Annotated in this window: 12 protein-coding genes; 6 read left to right on the top strand and 6 right to left on the bottom strand. The window is 70.4% G+C overall.

The features are described from left to right. Window positions 1-62: 62 nt before the first annotated feature. The 5 genes from E1161_RS19465 to egtA all read right to left on the bottom strand — a co-directional run bounded on the left by E1161_RS19465 (window position 63) and on the right by egtA (window position 6,303). Complete coding sequence (locus tag E1161_RS19465; protein WP_132625321.1) at window positions 63-1,352, bottom strand: aspartate aminotransferase family protein; 1,290 nt, start codon at window positions 1,350-1,352, stop codon at window positions 63-65. Window positions 1,353-2,022: 670 nt separating this feature from the next. Further along, window positions 2,023-2,988: an L-histidine N(alpha)-methyltransferase gene (gene egtD / locus E1161_RS19475; protein ID WP_132625325.1), complete on the bottom strand. Its 966-nt coding sequence runs from the start codon at window positions 2,986-2,988 to the stop codon at window positions 2,023-2,025. Next, window positions 2,970-3,746: an ergothioneine biosynthesis protein EgtC gene (gene egtC / locus E1161_RS19480; RefSeq protein ID WP_132625327.1), complete on the bottom strand. Its 777-nt coding sequence runs from the start codon at window positions 3,744-3,746 to the stop codon at window positions 2,970-2,972. Before egtC ends, egtD begins: the two co-directional genes overlap by 19 nt. A gap of 2 nt (window positions 3,747-3,748) precedes the next feature. Continuing rightward, on the bottom strand, window positions 3,749-5,074 hold the full coding sequence (gene egtB, locus E1161_RS19485) for an ergothioneine biosynthesis protein EgtB (RefSeq protein ID WP_408012000.1): 1,326 nt from the start codon (window positions 5,072-5,074) through the stop codon (window positions 3,749-3,751). Between the two features lie 26 nt (window positions 5,075-5,100). Further along, a complete protein-coding gene (egtA, locus tag E1161_RS19490) occupies window positions 5,101-6,303 on the bottom strand; it encodes an ergothioneine biosynthesis glutamate--cysteine ligase EgtA (protein WP_132625331.1) in 1,203 nt (400 codons plus the stop codon). A 212-nt stretch (window positions 6,304-6,515) separates the two neighbouring features. Here egtA and E1161_RS19495 point away from each other — a divergent pair, with 212 nt between their 5' ends. The 3 genes from E1161_RS19495 (at window position 6,516) to E1161_RS19505 (ending at window position 10,874) form a co-directional block, all read left to right on the top strand. Next, on the top strand, window positions 6,516-7,109 hold the full coding sequence (locus E1161_RS19495) for a TetR/AcrR family transcriptional regulator (RefSeq protein ID WP_132625333.1): 594 nt from the start codon (window positions 6,516-6,518) through the stop codon (window positions 7,107-7,109). 70 nt (window positions 7,110-7,179) lie between these two features. Then, entirely contained in the window at window positions 7,180-9,258 is a 2,079-nt protein-coding gene (locus E1161_RS19500) for an FUSC family protein (RefSeq protein ID WP_132625335.1), read from the top strand. A gap of 98 nt (window positions 9,259-9,356) precedes the next feature. Then, window positions 9,357-10,874 (top strand): alpha/beta hydrolase, encoded by a 1,518-nt coding sequence (locus tag E1161_RS19505; protein ID WP_132625337.1) that lies wholly within the window; start codon window positions 9,357-9,359, stop codon window positions 10,872-10,874. Between the two features lie 66 nt (window positions 10,875-10,940). Here E1161_RS19505 and E1161_RS19510 read toward each other — a convergent pair whose 3' ends face one another. Beyond that, window positions 10,941-12,419, bottom strand: coding sequence for a peptide MFS transporter (locus E1161_RS19510; protein ID WP_328591287.1), 1,479 nt, complete (start codon window positions 12,417-12,419; stop codon window positions 10,941-10,943). Window positions 12,420-12,832: 413 nt separating this feature from the next. Between E1161_RS19510 and E1161_RS19515 the strand changes: the two genes are divergently transcribed. The 3 genes from E1161_RS19515 to E1161_RS19525 form a co-directional block, all read left to right on the top strand. Further along, a complete protein-coding gene (locus E1161_RS19515) occupies window positions 12,833-14,170 on the top strand; it encodes a hemolysin family protein (RefSeq protein WP_132625351.1) in 1,338 nt (445 codons plus the stop codon). Continuing rightward, complete coding sequence (locus tag E1161_RS19520; RefSeq protein WP_132625341.1) at window positions 14,167-15,207, top strand: hemolysin family protein; 1,041 nt, start codon at window positions 14,167-14,169, stop codon at window positions 15,205-15,207. The genes E1161_RS19515 and E1161_RS19520 overlap by 4 nt, the downstream gene beginning before the upstream one ends. Before the next feature lie 161 nt (window positions 15,208-15,368). Beyond that, window positions 15,369-16,373 (top strand): serine/threonine-protein kinase (locus tag E1161_RS19525; protein ID WP_235875156.1); only part of this gene is annotated, 1,005 nt, incomplete at its 3' end.

Genomic DNA, 16,373 nt, shown 5'->3' on the forward strand with positions numbered 1-16,373 from the left:
CCCGATGTTCACCGCGCCGACCGGACGTGCTCACCGCCTCGACGATGACTCCACAGAGGACGTCACAGCTCACGTTCGGCTTGCGAGATCGCGTCGGTCAGGACCCGCAGCGCCTCGGCCGCTTCGGACTCGGTGAGCGTCATCGGCGGCGCCAGGCGCAGCACGTTGCCGTGCAGACCGCCCTTGCCGATCAGCAGGCCGCGCTGCTTGGCCAGCTCCATCACCCGTCCGGCGGCCTCCGGCACCGGCTCCTTCCCGCCCGGCGCCACCAGCTCGACACCGATCATCAGGCCCTTGCCGCGCACGTCGCCGATGAGCGCGCTGTCGTGCGCACGAAGTCCTTGCAGCAGCTGGGAACCGAGCTTCGCGGCGTTGCCCTGCAGGTCGTGCGCGAGCAGGTACTCCAGCGCGGCGTGCGCACCACCGGTGGAGATCGGGTTGCCGCCGAAGGTGGAGATCGAGTTCGCACCGATGTCGTCCATCAGCGAGGCCTCGGCGACCACACCGCCGATCGCGAGCCCGTTGCCGAGCCCCTTGGCGAAGGTCATCGCGTCCGGTGTGACGCCGTGCGCCTGGATGCCCCAGAAGTGCTCGCCGGTGCGCCCCCAGCCGGTCTGCACCTCGTCGGAGATCAGCAGGATGCCGTACTCGTCGAGCACCTCGGCGAACGCTCCCAACAACCCGTCCGGCGGGGTGGCGAAGCCGCCGACGCCCTGGATCGGTTCGGCGATCATGCAGGCCACGTCACCGGCGGTCGTGGTCTCGATGACCTCGCGCAGGTCGTCGACGCAGGCGGCGATGTAGTCGGCGTCGGAGAACTCCGAGAACGGGCTGCGGTAGCGGTAACCGCCGTGCACGTAGCTGACCTTCACCGGCGACAGCGACGTCGCCGACCAGCCCCGGTTGCCGGTCACGGCCAGCGTCGCGAAAGCCCGACCGTGGTAGGAGTTGCGCAGCGCCAGCACCTGGTTGCTGCGGCGCTTCTGCGTCGCGAGCATCAACGCGGTCTCGTTGGCCTCGGTGCCGGAGTTGGTGAAGAACACCTTCGGCTCGCGCAGCCCCGACAGCTCGGCGATGCGCTCGGCCAGCTCCACCTGCTGCCGGATCAGGTACAGCGTCGAGGTGTGCAGAACTCCGGTGTCGACCTGGCGGCGGATCGCGTCGCTGATCTCGTCGACGTCGTAGCCGATGGCGTTGGTGAGGATGCCGGCGAAGAAGTCCAGGTAGGTGTTGCCGTCGGCGTCGGTGACGTGCCTTCCCGAGCCGCTGACGATCTCGATCGGCTCCTGGTAGTACAGCGACAGCCAGTCCGGCAGCACGGCTTTGTGCCGAGCCAGCAGCGAATCCGACATGCTTCCTCCTGCTCTTGCGACCACGTGCGGTCAGGCCAGTGTCGCGCGCCGAAGGCCTCCGGGCCATGGACCGGACTGGTCGCGGCTACCCGGGACCGCGCGCACCGGGTGTGGCCTGCGCTCCCCGGTCACGCCGCACCAGCACTCCCCCCGGTAGCTGGCGCCGCTGGCCGGCCCTGATCAGCCCACTGCCCGCGCTCGGGGGCACCCTGGCAATCCCTTCGGGTGATCAGTTGGTCGTTCTCGCGCAACGTCACTAGGCCGAACGAGTCGGCACGCCTAGCCTCGCGTCACGCGCTTCCGGTGGACGAGTCCCGTCCGCAGGAGGTGGCAGATGCTCAACCGATTCCACATCGCCCTGACCGCTCGCGGTCTGCCGGGGGACCCGGTGGACACCAGCCTGCGGCCGGGCCGTGCACAACCACCGGGGGCGGCACTATGAGCGCAGTGGTCGCGGTGAGGTACGCCGCGGGTGTGGTTGCCGAGTCGCGTCGCCAAACGCACCTCGCGGCCCAGCCAGAAGGACCGTTCCCAGCGGCTTGGCGCACGTTGTGCGGCATCCAGATCCCCTCGTACGTCGCCGAGGTGTCCGACCACCCGGCCGGGATGCCCTGCGTGCGGTGCATGTCGCGGCTGCCCGGTCCTCCCGATCCGGAGCTCGAGCGATGACTCAGCGCGCGATCGACAGCGACAGCGCGAACTCAGACGCGTCGTCCAGCCACCAGCTCCCCAGGTCGAAACCGGCCACCGCCAGCTCGTCGGCGATGCGACTGCGCCGGAACTTCGCCGAGATCTCGGTGCGGATCTCCTCGCCCTCGGCGAAGTCGACGTCCAGCGCGAGCTCGCGCACCCGCACGTGCATCGGCCGCCGGGCGCGCAGCCGCATCTCGATCCACTCCTGATCGGTGTTCCAGCGCGCCACGTGCTCGAAGTCGTCCGCGTCGAAGTCCGCGCCGAGCCGCTTGTTGAGCACCTCGAGCACGTTGCGGTTGAACTCGGCGGTCACGCCCTGGGCGTCGTCGTAGGCGCGGATCACCCGCGACGGCTCCTTGACCAGATCGGTTCCCAGCAGCAACCACTCCCCCGGTCGCATCGCGGCGTGCAACGAGGCGAAGAACCCGGCGCGCTCCTCCGGCAGGAGGTTGCCGATCGTGCCGCCCAGGAACGCCACCAGCCGGTTCTCGCCGTGGTCGAGGCGGCCTGTGGTGAAGTCGTCGACGATTCCGGAGACCTCCAGCTCCGGGTAGTCGACCTCGATGGCGGCGACCGCTGACCGCAGAGCCGATTCGGAGACGTCCAGCGGCACGAACCGGCGCAGCGTGCCGTGCTTGCTCAGCGCGTCCAGCAGCAGCCGGGTCTTCTCCGAGGAGCCCGAGCCGAGCTCGACCAGCGTGGCGGCGTTGGTGAGCTCGGCGATGGTCAGCGCCGTCCGCCGCAGGACCTGGTGCTCGGCGCGGGTCTGGTAGTACTCGTCGAGCTCGGTGATGCGCTCGAAGAGCTCGCTGCCCACCGCGTCGTAGAACCACTTGGGCGACAGCCACTTCGGGTGGTCGGTGAGTCCTTCTCGGACCTCGGCGCGCAGTTCGCGATCGGCATCGGCTTCGGTGAAGCGCACGGTCAGCTCGGGAATTCGCACGAATCCTCCCCCAGGGGAACGACCTCGGTGTGTTCGGTGTCGGCGACCACCAGGCAGCGGTCGGGAACTTCCACCCATCGGGTTCCGCCGGAATCAGCGGTCTGACCGAAGGGTTCCGATGCGACGGTCACCGCATCGGGATCCCGGCGCACCCACAGCGAGTGCGTCCAGGTGGTGGCCACGATCCGGGTGCCGTCGCCGAGCAGCAGGTTCAGCCGCGAGCCGGGCGCCGCGGCGTGCACGTCGCGCACCAGCTCCGCCATCGCGGTCTCGGGCTCGGCGCCGTCGGTGAGGCTCCGGCGCAGCAGCGCCCACAGCACGGCGGAATCGGTGGGCTGGGCGGTGAGCAGCTCCGACGGGTCCAGTCGCGCGGCGAGCTTGGCCAGCGAGTCGGGCCAGCCACCGACCTTGCCGTTGTGGCTGAACAGCCACCGGCCGTCGGTCAGCGGCGCGCACAGCTCCGGGCCCACCGGCATGCCGACGGTCGCCGACCGCACGGCCGCCACCACCGCCGAGGCCCGCAGGTCCCGGGCCAGCCGGGGGAACGACGTGTCGGTCCACATCGCGGCGCCGTTGCGGTAGACGCCGGTGGTGCCGTCGTCGCGGAACCAGCCTGCGCCGAAGCCGTCCGCGTTGACGGTCCCGCCGCCGCGCATGTCGTTCGGCGCCCAGGACTGCTCCAGCAGCGAGTGAGCCGGGTCGAGCAGCAGCTCGGCCAGCGGCACGGGTGTCCCGAGGTAAGCCAGATGCCTGCACATGGTCAGCGCTCATCCCGGCTCGGGGTGCGGGCGCAGCGGAAGCCCGCGAAGATCTGCCGCCGGATCGGGTAGTCCCAGTTGCGGAAGGTGCCCCGGCAGGCCGACCGGTCGGTGCCGAACGAGCCGCCGCGCAGCACCTTGTGGTCGGTTCCGAAGAACACCTCGGAGTACTCGCGGTACGGGAACGCCGCGAACCCCGGGTACGGCCGGAAATCGCTGGAGGTCCACTCCCACACGTCGCCGATGAGCTGTCGAGCACCGCACGGCGCCTCGCCCAGCGGGTAGGCCCCGGCGGGTGCGGGTTGCAGGTGCTGCTGCCCGAGGTTGGCGTGCTCGGGTCTCGGATCCTCGTCGCCCCACGGGTATCGGCGGGAGCGCCCGGTGGCGGGGTCGAATCGGGCCGCCTTCTCCCACTCGGACTCGGTGGGCAGCCGCTTCCCCGCCCATGCGGCGTAGGCCTCGGCCTCGTAGGAGCTGACGTGCACCACGGGTTCCTCGCCGGGCACCTCTTCGACGTGTCCGAAGCGCCGGCGCATCCACCGCTCGCCGTCGCGGAACCAGAACCGAGGCGCTTCCAGGGAAGCCTTCTGCCGGTAGCGCTGTCCGGCTTCGCTCCACCACTGCGGATCCCGGTAGCCGCCGGCGTCGATGAACCGGGCGAACTCGGCGTTGGTGACCGGTGTGGTGTCGAGGTGGAAGGCGTCCACGTGCACTTCGTGGGCGGGACGTTCGTTGTCCAGCGCCCACGCCTCGGTGGAGGTGCCCATGGTGAACGGTCCGCCCGGCACGAACACCTCGGCGGGCAGCGCATCGGAGGAGCGCGGCGGTGGTTCGGCGGTGAGCGCGGGTGGGCCGTCGCGGAGCTGGTGGGTGGCCAGCATCGTTTCGTCGTGCTGCTGCTCGTGCTGCACGATCATGCCGAAGGCGAAGGCACGATCGACGAGCCTGCGGCCCTCCAGCGGTGTCTCGTCGAGCAGGTCGAAGACCTTGTCGCGCACGGTGGCGATGTAGTGGCGGGCCTCGCGCGGCCCGAGCAGCGGCAGCTCGGGCCGGTCCGCGCGGCGGTGCTGGAAGGCGTCGTAGAGGTCGTCGATGTCGGGCCGGACGGCCTCGCGCCCGCCGACGTCGCGCACCAGCCACAGCTCTTCCTGGCTGCCGACGTGCGCGAGGTCCCACACCAGCGGCGACATCAGCGGCGAGTGCTGCTTGACGAGGTCCTCGTCGTCGACGGCGTCGGTGAGCTGCGCGCTGCGCTGGCGGGTGCGGGCCAGTTCGGCGGCGACGTGCTCGCGCAGATCTTCGGTTCCCAGTTCTTGAAGGTCTTCCACCGTGCACACCTCCGGTCGTGACGGGTTCAGCTCAGGCGCCGGGCGACGTGCTCGGCGAGTCGGTCGGAAAGCCCGTCGCCCGTGCCGCCCAGCAGCCGGCAGGCCAGGTCGAAGATCTCCCGGGCGCAGCGGGCCAGAACGGGGTCGGCGAGGCCGAAGCGGGCGGCGTGCACCCAGCGCCTGGCGGCGGGCGCGGCCATCACGGCGACCTTGTCCACGGCGGACTCGTCGCCGAACAGCGCGGCGAGCGCGGCGGTGGGCAGCATCCAGTCGGATCCGGATTGCGCGTCGAGGTAGCGCACCTCCAGGTAGCCGTGGGCGCGGACCGGCGGGAACACCGTGGTCAGGTGGTAGTCCAGGTCTTCGCGGGTGGGTGGTTCCGGCAGCCCGCCGTGGATCCATTCGGCGAAGCTCAGTCCGCTGGGCGTCGACCAGTCCTCGCCCTCGCGGCGTCGGCAGACGACCGCCATGTCCAGCATCCGGCGCGCCCAGCCGCTGACCGGGTCGCCCTTGGTCGGGCCGGGTCTGGTGCGCGGCGGGTCGGTGTCGAGCAGCACGCGCGTGCGGGTGGAGGCCCAGCCGGTCGGCTCGCCGAACAACCGGGGCGAGTTGGCGAAGGCGGCGATCATGACCGGTCCGAGGGCGTGCAGCGCGTTCCAGCGCGCGGCGATCCGGTCCGGTTCGCCGGCGTCCAGGCACACCTGCACGCCGGCAGTGCTGCACATCATCAGCCTGCCGTCCAGGCCGATGCGGTCGAAGGCGGTTTCCATGGCTTGGTAGCGCGGCACGCGCAGGATCCGGTTCGGATACCGGTAGGGGTCGGTTCCGCTGTCGCCCAGCGCCAGTCCCGCCTTGTCCAACAGGCGGTGCAGGTAGTCGGCGTCCGCGGCGACGACGCTCAGCAGGGAGCGCAGCGATGTGGTGGGAAGGCTGGAGATCTCGACCTGGCCACCAGGCTCAACGGTGAGCACGGAGCCGTTCGGCAGCGGTTGTTGCGGGCTGTCGGGAACCAGGGAGCGGGGTGCGTGCGAGCCGAGCGCGGCGATGAGAGTCGCGACGTCGAGGGCACGTCCCGGATCAGATCGGTGGTGCACGGTCCATTCGAGTTCGACACCCAGCAGCCGGGGAGGTCCGTGCTTGAAGCACACCGACGCGACGTAGGCTTCCGCCTCCGCCCTGGTGCGCACTCGTGAGGTCGGGAACTCGCCTGTTGCAGGATCGGTCGACATCGCCAAGGTGATCACCGCCCGTGATTGGCCGCTTACCGACGCTACCGGCAGCCCCCGACAGCCGCGAGCCTTGTTCTGGGCTCGGGCACCTGTTAGACGCGGTGCGAAACTCCGCCCGATCCGGTGTGTTGCGCCGGGAATCGGCCCGGAAAAGCCAACAAAACGTACGTACGGATTGCGATTGCTAGGACCGTCCTGCCAGGATTCACGCCATGCCCCGGGTCAGCCAGGACCACTTGGACGCGCGACGCCGTCAGATCCTCGACGGTTCGCGGTCCTGCTTCGCGCGCTTCGGGTACGAGGGTGCCACCGTGCGACGTCTTGAAGAAGCCACCGGCCTGTCCCGCGGAGCGATCTTCCACCACTTCAAGGACAAGGAATCGCTGTTCCTCGCCTTGGCCGAGGACGACGCCGCGCGGATGGCCGACGTGGTCGCCGAACAGGGCCTGGTGCAGGTGATGCGCAACCTGCTCGACGCCCCCTCCGGGGTCGAGGCGAGGGCGCTCGGCGCCGACTGGCTGGGCACCCGGCTGGAGGTCTCCCGCAGGCTGCGCACCGACAACGAGTTCCGGGACCGCTGGGCGCAGCGCTCCGAGCTGCTCACCGCCGCCACCCGGGCGCGCCTGCAGTGGCAGCGCCGGTCCGGGAACCTGCGCGACGACGTCGACGTCGACGTGCTGACCGCTTACCTGGAACTGGTCCTGGAAGGACTGGTCTCGCACCTGGCGATGGGTCTCCCGGCCAAGCACCTGGTCTCGGTGCTCGACGTCGTCGAGGAGAGCGTGCGACGGCACCGCGGCCGGTGATCCACCCGCACGGGCACCGCTCGGCGTAATGTCGCGCCAACGGCAGCTGAGGCGAAGGAGAACGCGGGGCATGGGCAGCGAGTGGTGGAACCGCTTCCTCGCTTCCGACCCGTCGTTGCGGAGACTGCGCACCGCCGTGCGCGTGACCCTCGCGGTAGCGCTGGCGCTGGCCGTCACGGTGCCGCTGCTGGCCTGGTGGGGGCAGCCGCTGCCGAGCGCCATGATCGGCGCGGTCGTGGCCATCAACGGTTCCCTCGGCGTCAACGACCCGGACCGGCGCGGCCAGGCCATCACCTACGCGCTGCTGCCGCTGCCGGTGGTGGCGGCCCTCGGGCTGGCGATCGCCACCCAGTTCTCGCCGCCGCTGCACAGCGGGGTCTTCCTGCTGGTCATCTTCGTGGCCGTGTACGTGCGCAGGTTCGGCCCGCGGTACTTCCCGCTGGGCATGGTCGCGTTCATGGGCTACTTCTTCGCGATGTTCCTGCGCCCGCAGCTCGCGCAGTTCCCGGCGCTGGTCGCGGCGGTGCTCATCGGCACGATCATGGCGGCCGCCCTGCGGTTCCTGGTGCTGCGCGACGATCCCGAAGGGGTGCTGGCGCGCGGTCGCCGCACGCTTCGCGCCCAGGTGCACGGCCTGCTGCACGCGGTGCGCGACGTCGCCGACCAGCCGACGTCGACGGCCCTGCGGCGCAAGCTGCACAACCGCTCGGCGCGGCTGAACGAGACGTCGCTGATGCTGGAAACCACCGTCGGCCGGATGGACGAGCTCTCCGAGTCCGGCCGCGACGTCCTCCGGCAGCGGATCCTGGACGTGGAACTGGCCGCGGAGAACCTGGTGACCCGGCTGCTGCGGCTGGTCGACCACCCCAGTGGTGGTGCCGTGCCGCACGCGGTCGGCGCGCTGCTGTTGGTGCTGGAGAGCCATCCGCACGAGGTGCGGGAGGCCACCCGGCGGGTGTCCGAGCAGATCGAAGACCGCGGGTCGGTCGACCTGGCGATGGCGGTTCGCAGGCTCGGCACCGAACTGGCCGAACTCGCCGAAGCGGCCGGTGAGCTGGGCGAGCAGCGCGACGAACCGGACAGCGCGGCCGAGGAGGACAGCGAGGAGTCCGAAGAGGAGCAGACCGGGCTGGCACGACCGGAGCTGCGCACCGCCATCCAGGTGACCGTCGCCGCAGGCCTGGCGATCGTGCTCGGCCAGCTGGTCTCGCCGGACCGCTGGTACTGGGCGGTGATCACCGCGTTCGTTGTGTTCATCAGCGCCAACAGCCGCGGCGAGCTCCTGGTGCGCGCCTGGCAGCGCACGGCGGGCACCATCCTCGGCGTGCTGGCCGGCATCGTGGTCGCAGCGCAGGTGGGCGGGAACCTCACCGCCGAGCTGTCGGTGATCCTGCTGTGCGTGTTCCTGGCGTTCTACTTCGTCGGCTACTCCTACGCCGCGATGACCTTCTTCATCACCACGCTGCTCGGCGCGCTGTACGGGATGCTCGGCACCTTCGACGCCTCGGTGCTGGAGGCGCGGCTGGCCGAGACCGCCGTCGGGGCGCTCGCCGGGGTGCTGGCGGCGGTGTTCGTGCTGCCCACCCGCACCCGCGAGCTGGTCCGCACCAACATCGGCGAGTTCCTCGGGGCGCTCCGAAACTTCCTGCGCAGCACCGGTACCGAGCTCAGCGAGCAGGGCACTGCCTCGGGCTTGCAGGAGCCGACGCGCGCGCTCGACGACGCGCTGCAGCAGGTGCTCACCAGCGCAAACCCGCTCACGGTTTACCGGTTCCGGTCCCGGCGCAGCCAGGTGCAGCGGACGGCGACCAAGCTCAGCGGCTGCGCCTACTACGTCCGCAACCTCTCGGTGGCGCTGGGCGACGCGGCCGAGATGGTCGACGCCGACACCCGGGAGCGGCTGGCCGAGCAGCTGTGGGCGCTGGCCGACGCCGCCGAGTCCCTCACCGATGAAGGTCAGGTCCCGTTCGAGGAAGCGATCGCGGCGGCGCACCGCCGCTCCGACGAGCTGCACGACCTGGCCGAATCGCTCACCGACGGACCGACGTCGTTGCACCGCAGCATCCGGTGGCTGGACCGCGCGACGCAGGTCCTCGACGAGCTGCCGCGCGAACTCGGCACCGACGCTCACCTGGCCGGGCGAAGCTGATACCCATTCGGCGACACGGCACCGAGTCCGCAGGCCGCCGCCACCACCGCTCCTACGCTGCGAGATCAACTGCCCCCACGCGTCTGAGGAACACCCACGTGAAGCGTTCGATCGCGCTCGGCCTGGCTGCGGTCGCGGCACTGGCCATCGCGCCACCCGCCGCGAGCGTCGCGGCGACCCGGCCTGCCCTGCAGTTCGGGCAGTGCCCGAAGGACATAGCCACGCCACACCCGCAGCTGAGGTGCGCGACCGTCGAGGTCCCGCTCGACCACGCCAACCCCGGCGGTGAGCGGGTGCAGATCCTGGTCTCCGAGCTGCCCGCCCGCGATCCGCAGGCGCGGCGCGGCTCACTGCTGGTCAACCCCGGCGGGCCCGGAGGCCCCGGTGCCGACTTCGGCGGCACGCTGGGCGATCTGGTGCCGCCGCAGGTGCGCGACTCCTACGACCTGATCGGTTTCGACACCCGCAACACCGCGCACAGCACCCCGATCAGCTGCGTGGACCCGGCGACCTACTGGGCCCACCCGCTGCCCGACCCGGACTCCCCCGCCACCCGCGTGACCAACTGGCAGCGCGCGCAGACCTACGCCGACGGCTGCGCGCAGCGCGCCGGGAAGTACCTGTCGCACTTGAACACGCCCACCAACGCCCGGGACGTGGACCTCATCCGGGCCGCGCTGGGCGAGCAGAAGATCAGCTTCCTCGGCTACTCCTACGGCACCTACCTCGGCGCGGTCTACGGCCAGCTGTTCCCCGAGCGGGTGGACCGGATGGTCCTGGACAGCTCGGTCAACCCCGACGTCTCGGAGGTCTGGTACGGCAACAACCTCGCCCAGGACGTGGCCGCGCAGCAGAGGCTCGACCACTTCTTCGACTGGGTCGCACGGCACGATCAGGTCTTCCACCTCGGCACCGGAGGGCTGGCGGTGAAGGCCGCGTGGCAGCGCACGCAGGAGGAGCTGCGGCGAGCACCGCGCGGACCGCTGGGGCCCTCGGAGCTGATCGAGATCAGCTTCAACGCCCTCTACGGCGAATCCGACTGGCAGCCGCTCGCGCAGGGACTCGCCGACTTCCAGCTGCGAGGCGACGACCACGCCCTGGCCGCGATGGTCACCCCGAAGGACGCGCTGGCCGAGAACGGCAACGCGATCTACAACGCCGTGGAGTGCGCCGACGCTCCCTGGCCGACCCGCCGCGCGGAGTGGGAGCGCGACTCCCGCCGGATGGCGAGCCGGCACCCGTTCGCCGCGTGGTTCAACAGCTGGACCGTCGCACCGTGCCGCACCTGGCACGCGCCCCGGCAGCAACCCACGAAGATCACCGGCGAGGAGCTGCCACCGGTGCTGATGTTCAACTCCGAGCACGACGTCGCGACCCCGCACGCCGGTGCCGTCGAGATGCACCACGCGCTGCCGTCATCGGTGCTGGTCACCGAACGCGACGCGGGCAAGCACGGGGTCTGGGCGCTGTCCGGCAACGCCGAGGCGGACCGGATCGGCGCGGACTACCTGGTGCACGGCGCCCTGCCGACCGAGGACGTCGCCATCCCGGGCCACCCCGAGCCGGACCCATCGGCACCGGCCACGCGCGACTCCCGCACCGTCGAACTGCGCTGATCTTCGCCGCGACGACGAGAAGGCCGGCCCCGGGAGCGGGACCGGCCTTCGTCGTGCGCTGAACCGTCAGTTCACGCCGTGCATGTAGCGCTTGATGACGCGCGCCGAGACCAGCAGCAGCACTGCGCAACCGATCGTGGCGATGCCGACGATCGAGAAGTACAGCTGCTGGTTCTCCACCGAGTACAGCTTCACCGCCTGGGCGCCCAGGCCCTGGCCCATCGCCGGAGCCAGGAAGTACAGGCCCATCATCTGCGAGGTGAACACCTTCGGCGCCAGCTTCGTGGTCGCCGACAGGCCGACCGGCGAGAGCATCAGCTCACCCACGGTCATGATCACGAACACCAGCGCGAGCATGATCGGCAGGTGCTTGCCGTCGTCACCGGCGGCGAACTTCGACAGCACGACCCACAGGAACGACACGCCGACGAAGAGCAGACCACCGACGAACTTCTGCGGGGTGGAGGGCTGCCGCGCGCCCAGCTTCATCCACAACCCGGCCATCACCGGCGCCAGGAGGATGATCGCCAGCGGGTTGACCGACTGGAACCACGAGGCCGGGACGGCGAACCCGAGGACGTTGAGGTCGGTGTCGGCCTCGGCCAGGTTCGCCAGCGTGTTCGGCTGCTGCTCGAACAGCAGGAAGAACAGCGCGGTGGCCAGGAACAGCGGGATGTAGGCGATCAGCCGGTCGCGCTCCACCTTGGTGATCTCCTTGCTGGAGAGCATCACCACGAAGTAGATGATCGGCAGCACCGCGGAGATGATGCTGATCAGGTTGACCAGGCCGTCGAGCCCCATCATGCCGGTCGCCGAGAGCGCGACCAGCACCACGACGACGCCCAGTGCGATGCCGCCCGCGCGACCCAGGACGCGGCCCTTGTGCTCGGCGGGCAGCGGGTTGACCGGGACCAGACCAGCGCTGCCGAGGTTCTTGCGCCCCAGCGTGTACTGGATCAGACCCAGCGCCATGCCGACCGCGGCGGCGCCGAAGCCCAGGTGCCAGTTGACCTTCTCGCCGAGGGTGCCCACGACGAACGGCGCGATGAAGGCACCCAGGTTGATGCCCATGTAGTAGATCGAGAAACCGGCGTCGCGGCGGTCGTCCTGCTCGCTGTAGAGGCCGCCGACCAGCCCGGAGACGTTCGGCTTGAGCAGGCCGGTGCCGATGACCAGCAGCACCAGGCCGATCAGCACGGTGGTCATGCCCCCGGGCAGGGCCAGTCCGATGTGGCCGAGCATGATGATCACGCCGCCGTAGAGGACCGCCCGCTGGGCTCCGACGACCCTGTCGGCCAGCCAGCCGCCGAGGACGCCGGTCATGTAGACCGAGGCGCCGTAGACGCCGACCACCGACAGCGCGGTCGATTCGGGAATTCCCAAGCCGCCTTCGGATACGGCGTAGTAGAGGTAGTACGCCAGAATGGCGCGCATACCGTAGTAGGAGAACCGCTCCCACATCTCGGTGAAGAACAGCGTCAACAAACCGCGCGGGTGCCCGAAGAAACCCTTCTGCGGTGCGTCCGCAACCGTGGGTGTGCTCACGATCACGTCCTCTCGTGATTGTTCAGCGCGGCGGTGACCGCGACAACTCCGTCGCAGGTTACTTCTAGGTAGACTGGACCAGACCATCGGGGCGAGAAGCAGCCAACGACAGGCCACAACGGACTCGCCTCCGCCCCAACGCACCTGGTGGAGCGTGCAGCGAGGCGTGCCCTGGTGCACACTGGCCGTTGCCGAACTCCGGGAAACCCGGGAATCGTGATGGCGCCGCTACCGATCGAATCCCATCAGCGCCGGTATACTCGGTACGACCTTTCCAACTGGTCCAATCAATTCACGGGAGTGAGCACTTCAGTGCCAGCGGCACAATCCCCAGAGGGAAGCAGTACCGAGCCGGGCAGTAGACCCGGCTACCTCCGATCGTCGGCTCCTCGCACGAGGCGGGCCGAAGGTTGATCGAAATCCTGCTGGCCGTTGCCGGCCTTCTGTTCATCGCAGTGCTCACGCTGGGCACCGGTCTCGCGGTGGCAGCGGAGTTCTCCTTGACCTCGCTGGAACGCTCCACGGTGGACGCTCACGTGCACTCCGTGGACGACAAGCGCGCCCGCGCCGTCCAGCGCGCGCACCGCACGCTGTCGTTCCAGCTCTCGGGCGCGCAGGTCGCGATCACCCTGACCACGCTGATCACCGGTTACGTGGCCGAGCCGCTCATCGGTGACCTCATCCAGCCGGTGTTGACGGCCCTGGGCATGCCGCTGGGCGTGGCCGGAGGCGTCTCGCTGGCGCTGGCGATCCTGCTGGCGACTGCGCTGTCGATGGTGTTCGGCGAGATGGTGCCGAAGAACCTCGCCATCGCGCGCCCGCTGCCGACCGCGCGCGCCGTCTCCGGGTACCACGCGCGGTTCTCGCAGGTGTTCAAGTGGCTCATCGACGCCATGAACAACAGCGCGAACTGGATGGTGCGCAGGCTCGGCATCGAGCCCCAGGAAGAGCTGCGCTCGGCGCGCTCCCCCGACGAGCTCGGCTCGATCGTGCGTTCCAGCGCCGCCCACGGCACGCTCGACGAGTCCACGGCCCGGTTGATGGACCGCTCGTTGCGCTTCGGCGACCGCAGCGCGGAGGAACTGATGACCCCGCGCGTGCGGGTCGCTTCGCTGCAGGTCGGCGAGACCCTCGTCGACCTGCTCGACCTCGCCCGCCGGACCGGGTTCTCCCGGTTCCCGGTGCACGGCGGCGACCTCGACGAGATCCAGGGCGTCGTGCACGTCAAGCAGGCGTTCGGTGTTCCGGCCTCGCGTCGGGAGTCCACCCGCGTGGAGACGCTGACCCGGCCGGTGCCGACGGTGCCGGCGACGCTGGACGGAGACGCGCTGCTCAACCGGCTGCGCGGATCGGGCCTCCAGCTGGCGGTCGTCGTCGACGAGTACGGCGGGACCGCGGGCATCGTGAGCCTGGAGGACGTGGTCGAGGAGATCATCGGCGACGTTCGCGACGAGCACGACCGACTGGAGATCTCCGCCGTGCGCCGGCTCGGCGACGACTCGTGGCTGATTTCCGGCCTGCTGCGCCCTGACGAGCTCGCCGAGGCCACCGGTTTCGAGATGCCCGAGGGCGACTACGAGACCGTGGCCGGCCTGCTGCTGTGGCGCCTGGGCCGGATTCCGTCGGTCGGTGACCAGCTCGACCTGGAGGACTGGCGGCTGACCGTCATGCGCATGGACAAGCACCGCATCGCCGAGCTCCGCCTCACCCAGCAGCCGGCACAGGCCGAGGCGATGGAGGCGACCCGATGAGCGACTCCTTCGCACTGCTGCTCGGCGTGCTCCTGCTGCTGCTCAACGCGCTTTTCGTGGGCGCGGAGTTCTCCCTGCTGTCCTCCCGCCGCGACCGGCTCGAAGCGCTGCTGGCCCAAGGCGTCGGCGGGGCGCGCACGGTCATCAAGGCGAGCCAGGAGGGTTCGCTGATGCTCACCAGCGCGCAGCTGGGCATCACGCTGTGCTCGCTGGGTCTGGGCCGGTTGGGCGAGCCTGCCGTCGCGCACACCCTGGAAGCGCCGTTCAGCGCTCTGGGCATCCCGGAGCCGGTGACGCACGCGGTCGCGTTCACGATCGCCCTGACGATCGTGGTCATCCTGCACGTGCTGGTCGGCGAGATGGTGCCGAAGAACTTGGCGCTGGCCGAGCCCGAGCGCATGGCGCTGTGGCTGGTGCCCGCGCTCGTCGGGTTCGTGCAGCTGGCGCGCCCGTTCATCGCGCTGTTCAACATGATGGCCAACGCGGTGCTCAAGCTGCTGCGGATCGAACCGAAGGACGAGCTGGAGACCGCCTACACCTCCGCCGAGCTGGCCGAGCTGCTGGTGGAGTCGCGGCGCGAGGGCCTGTTGGAGCACTCCGAGCACCGCAGGCTCGCCCAGACGCTGTCGTCGGTGGAGCACACCGTCGCCGACGTCCTGGTCCCGCTCCCGGAGGTCACGACGCTGCCGGGTCGTCCGACGCTGGGCGACGTGGAGCGGCTGGTGGCCGACACCGGCTTCTCCCGGTTCCCGGTGCGCGGCGGGGACGGCAGGCTGCTGGGCTACCTGCACATCAAGGACGTGCTCGACCAATCCGGCGACGATCCGCAGACGCCGATCTCCGACGCACGCCGGCGCGACCTGCCGACGGTGCCGGTGACCGCACGCCTGGACGAGGCCATGACGTCGCTGCGCCGGGCGGGAAGCCACCTGGCCGCGGCGGTGGACGCCGGTGGTGCGGCGGTCGGCGTGGTGGCGCTGGAGGACCTCGTCGAGGAGTACGTGGGAACCGTCCGCGACGGGACCCACGTCCACTGACCGGGCGAGGCGCGGCGGACGCGCCTCCTCCAGATGGCGCAACTTCACGGGAAACCACGGGCGCCGGGGATTGCCCGAACGGCCGCAGAATCCCGTTTTCCCAGTTCGCGCCGGGGATGCCCCCGGCGCGAACCGGGAACTCCGCTCGGTAGTGTCCATGCGTGCGAGATGATCAGCTCTCGCCGTCCCGCGCGGACACATCTTCTTCGGGCCGCGTGATCGGCGGCAGGTACCGGCTGGACCGCACCATCGGCAAGGGCGGGATGGGCTACGTCTGGTCGGGGACGGACGAGGTCCTGGAGCGGCCGGTGGCGGTCAAGGAACTCCACCTGCCCGCCAACCTGCCCGAAGAAGGGGCCGCTGAACTGCGCGAACGGGTCCTGCGCGAAGCGCGGGCGATGGCGACCCTCAGCCACCCCAACACCGTGATGCTCTACGACGTGGTCCGCGAGGACGCCGCCGGTCCGTACGTGGTCATGGAGCTGGTGCCGGGGCGGAGCCTGTCGGCGATCCTGAAGAAGCACCGCGCGCTCAACCACTACCAGCTGGCCGTCATGATCGACGGTGTGGCCGCGGCGCTGGACGCCGCTCACCGGGTCGGCATCGTGCACCGCGACGTCAAACCCGGCAACGTGCTGCTCGGCCCGCGCGGGCAGGTCAAGCTCGCAGACTTCGGGCTCTCCCGCAACATCGCCGAGACCACCATGACCCGGTCCGAGATGCTGCTGGGCACGCCCGCGTACCTGCCTCCGGAGATCGCGCGCCGGGGCGCCCTCGACTCCCAGGCCGATCTGTGGAGCCTCGGCGCCACGCTCTACTCGGCCGCTGAGGGCCGCCCGCCGTACGACAAGACCAGCGATCCGCTGGTCATCATCAGCGCGATCGTGCACGGGCCACTCCCCCGCCACCACCAGACCGGCCCGATCGGTGAGGTCCTCGGCGGACTGATGGTCAAGGAGCCGACTCGGCGTATGCCGCTGGTCGAGGTGCGCCGCAGGCTGCACGAGATCGTCAGGTCTGCCGGGGACGAGCCGTTCGAACCGCTGCTGGACCCCAGTGCTCCGGAAGCGACCGAGCGCATCCCCGCTCCGGTGGCGGCCCCGGCGGCGGCCCCGCGCCCGCCGGCTCGGCCCGGCGACCGCCGCCAGTCGATCCCCCGCGTGGCC

This window comes from Saccharopolyspora aridisoli, assembly GCF_004348445.1.
GTDB lineage: Bacteria > Actinomycetota > Actinomycetes > Mycobacteriales > Pseudonocardiaceae > Saccharopolyspora > Saccharopolyspora aridisoli.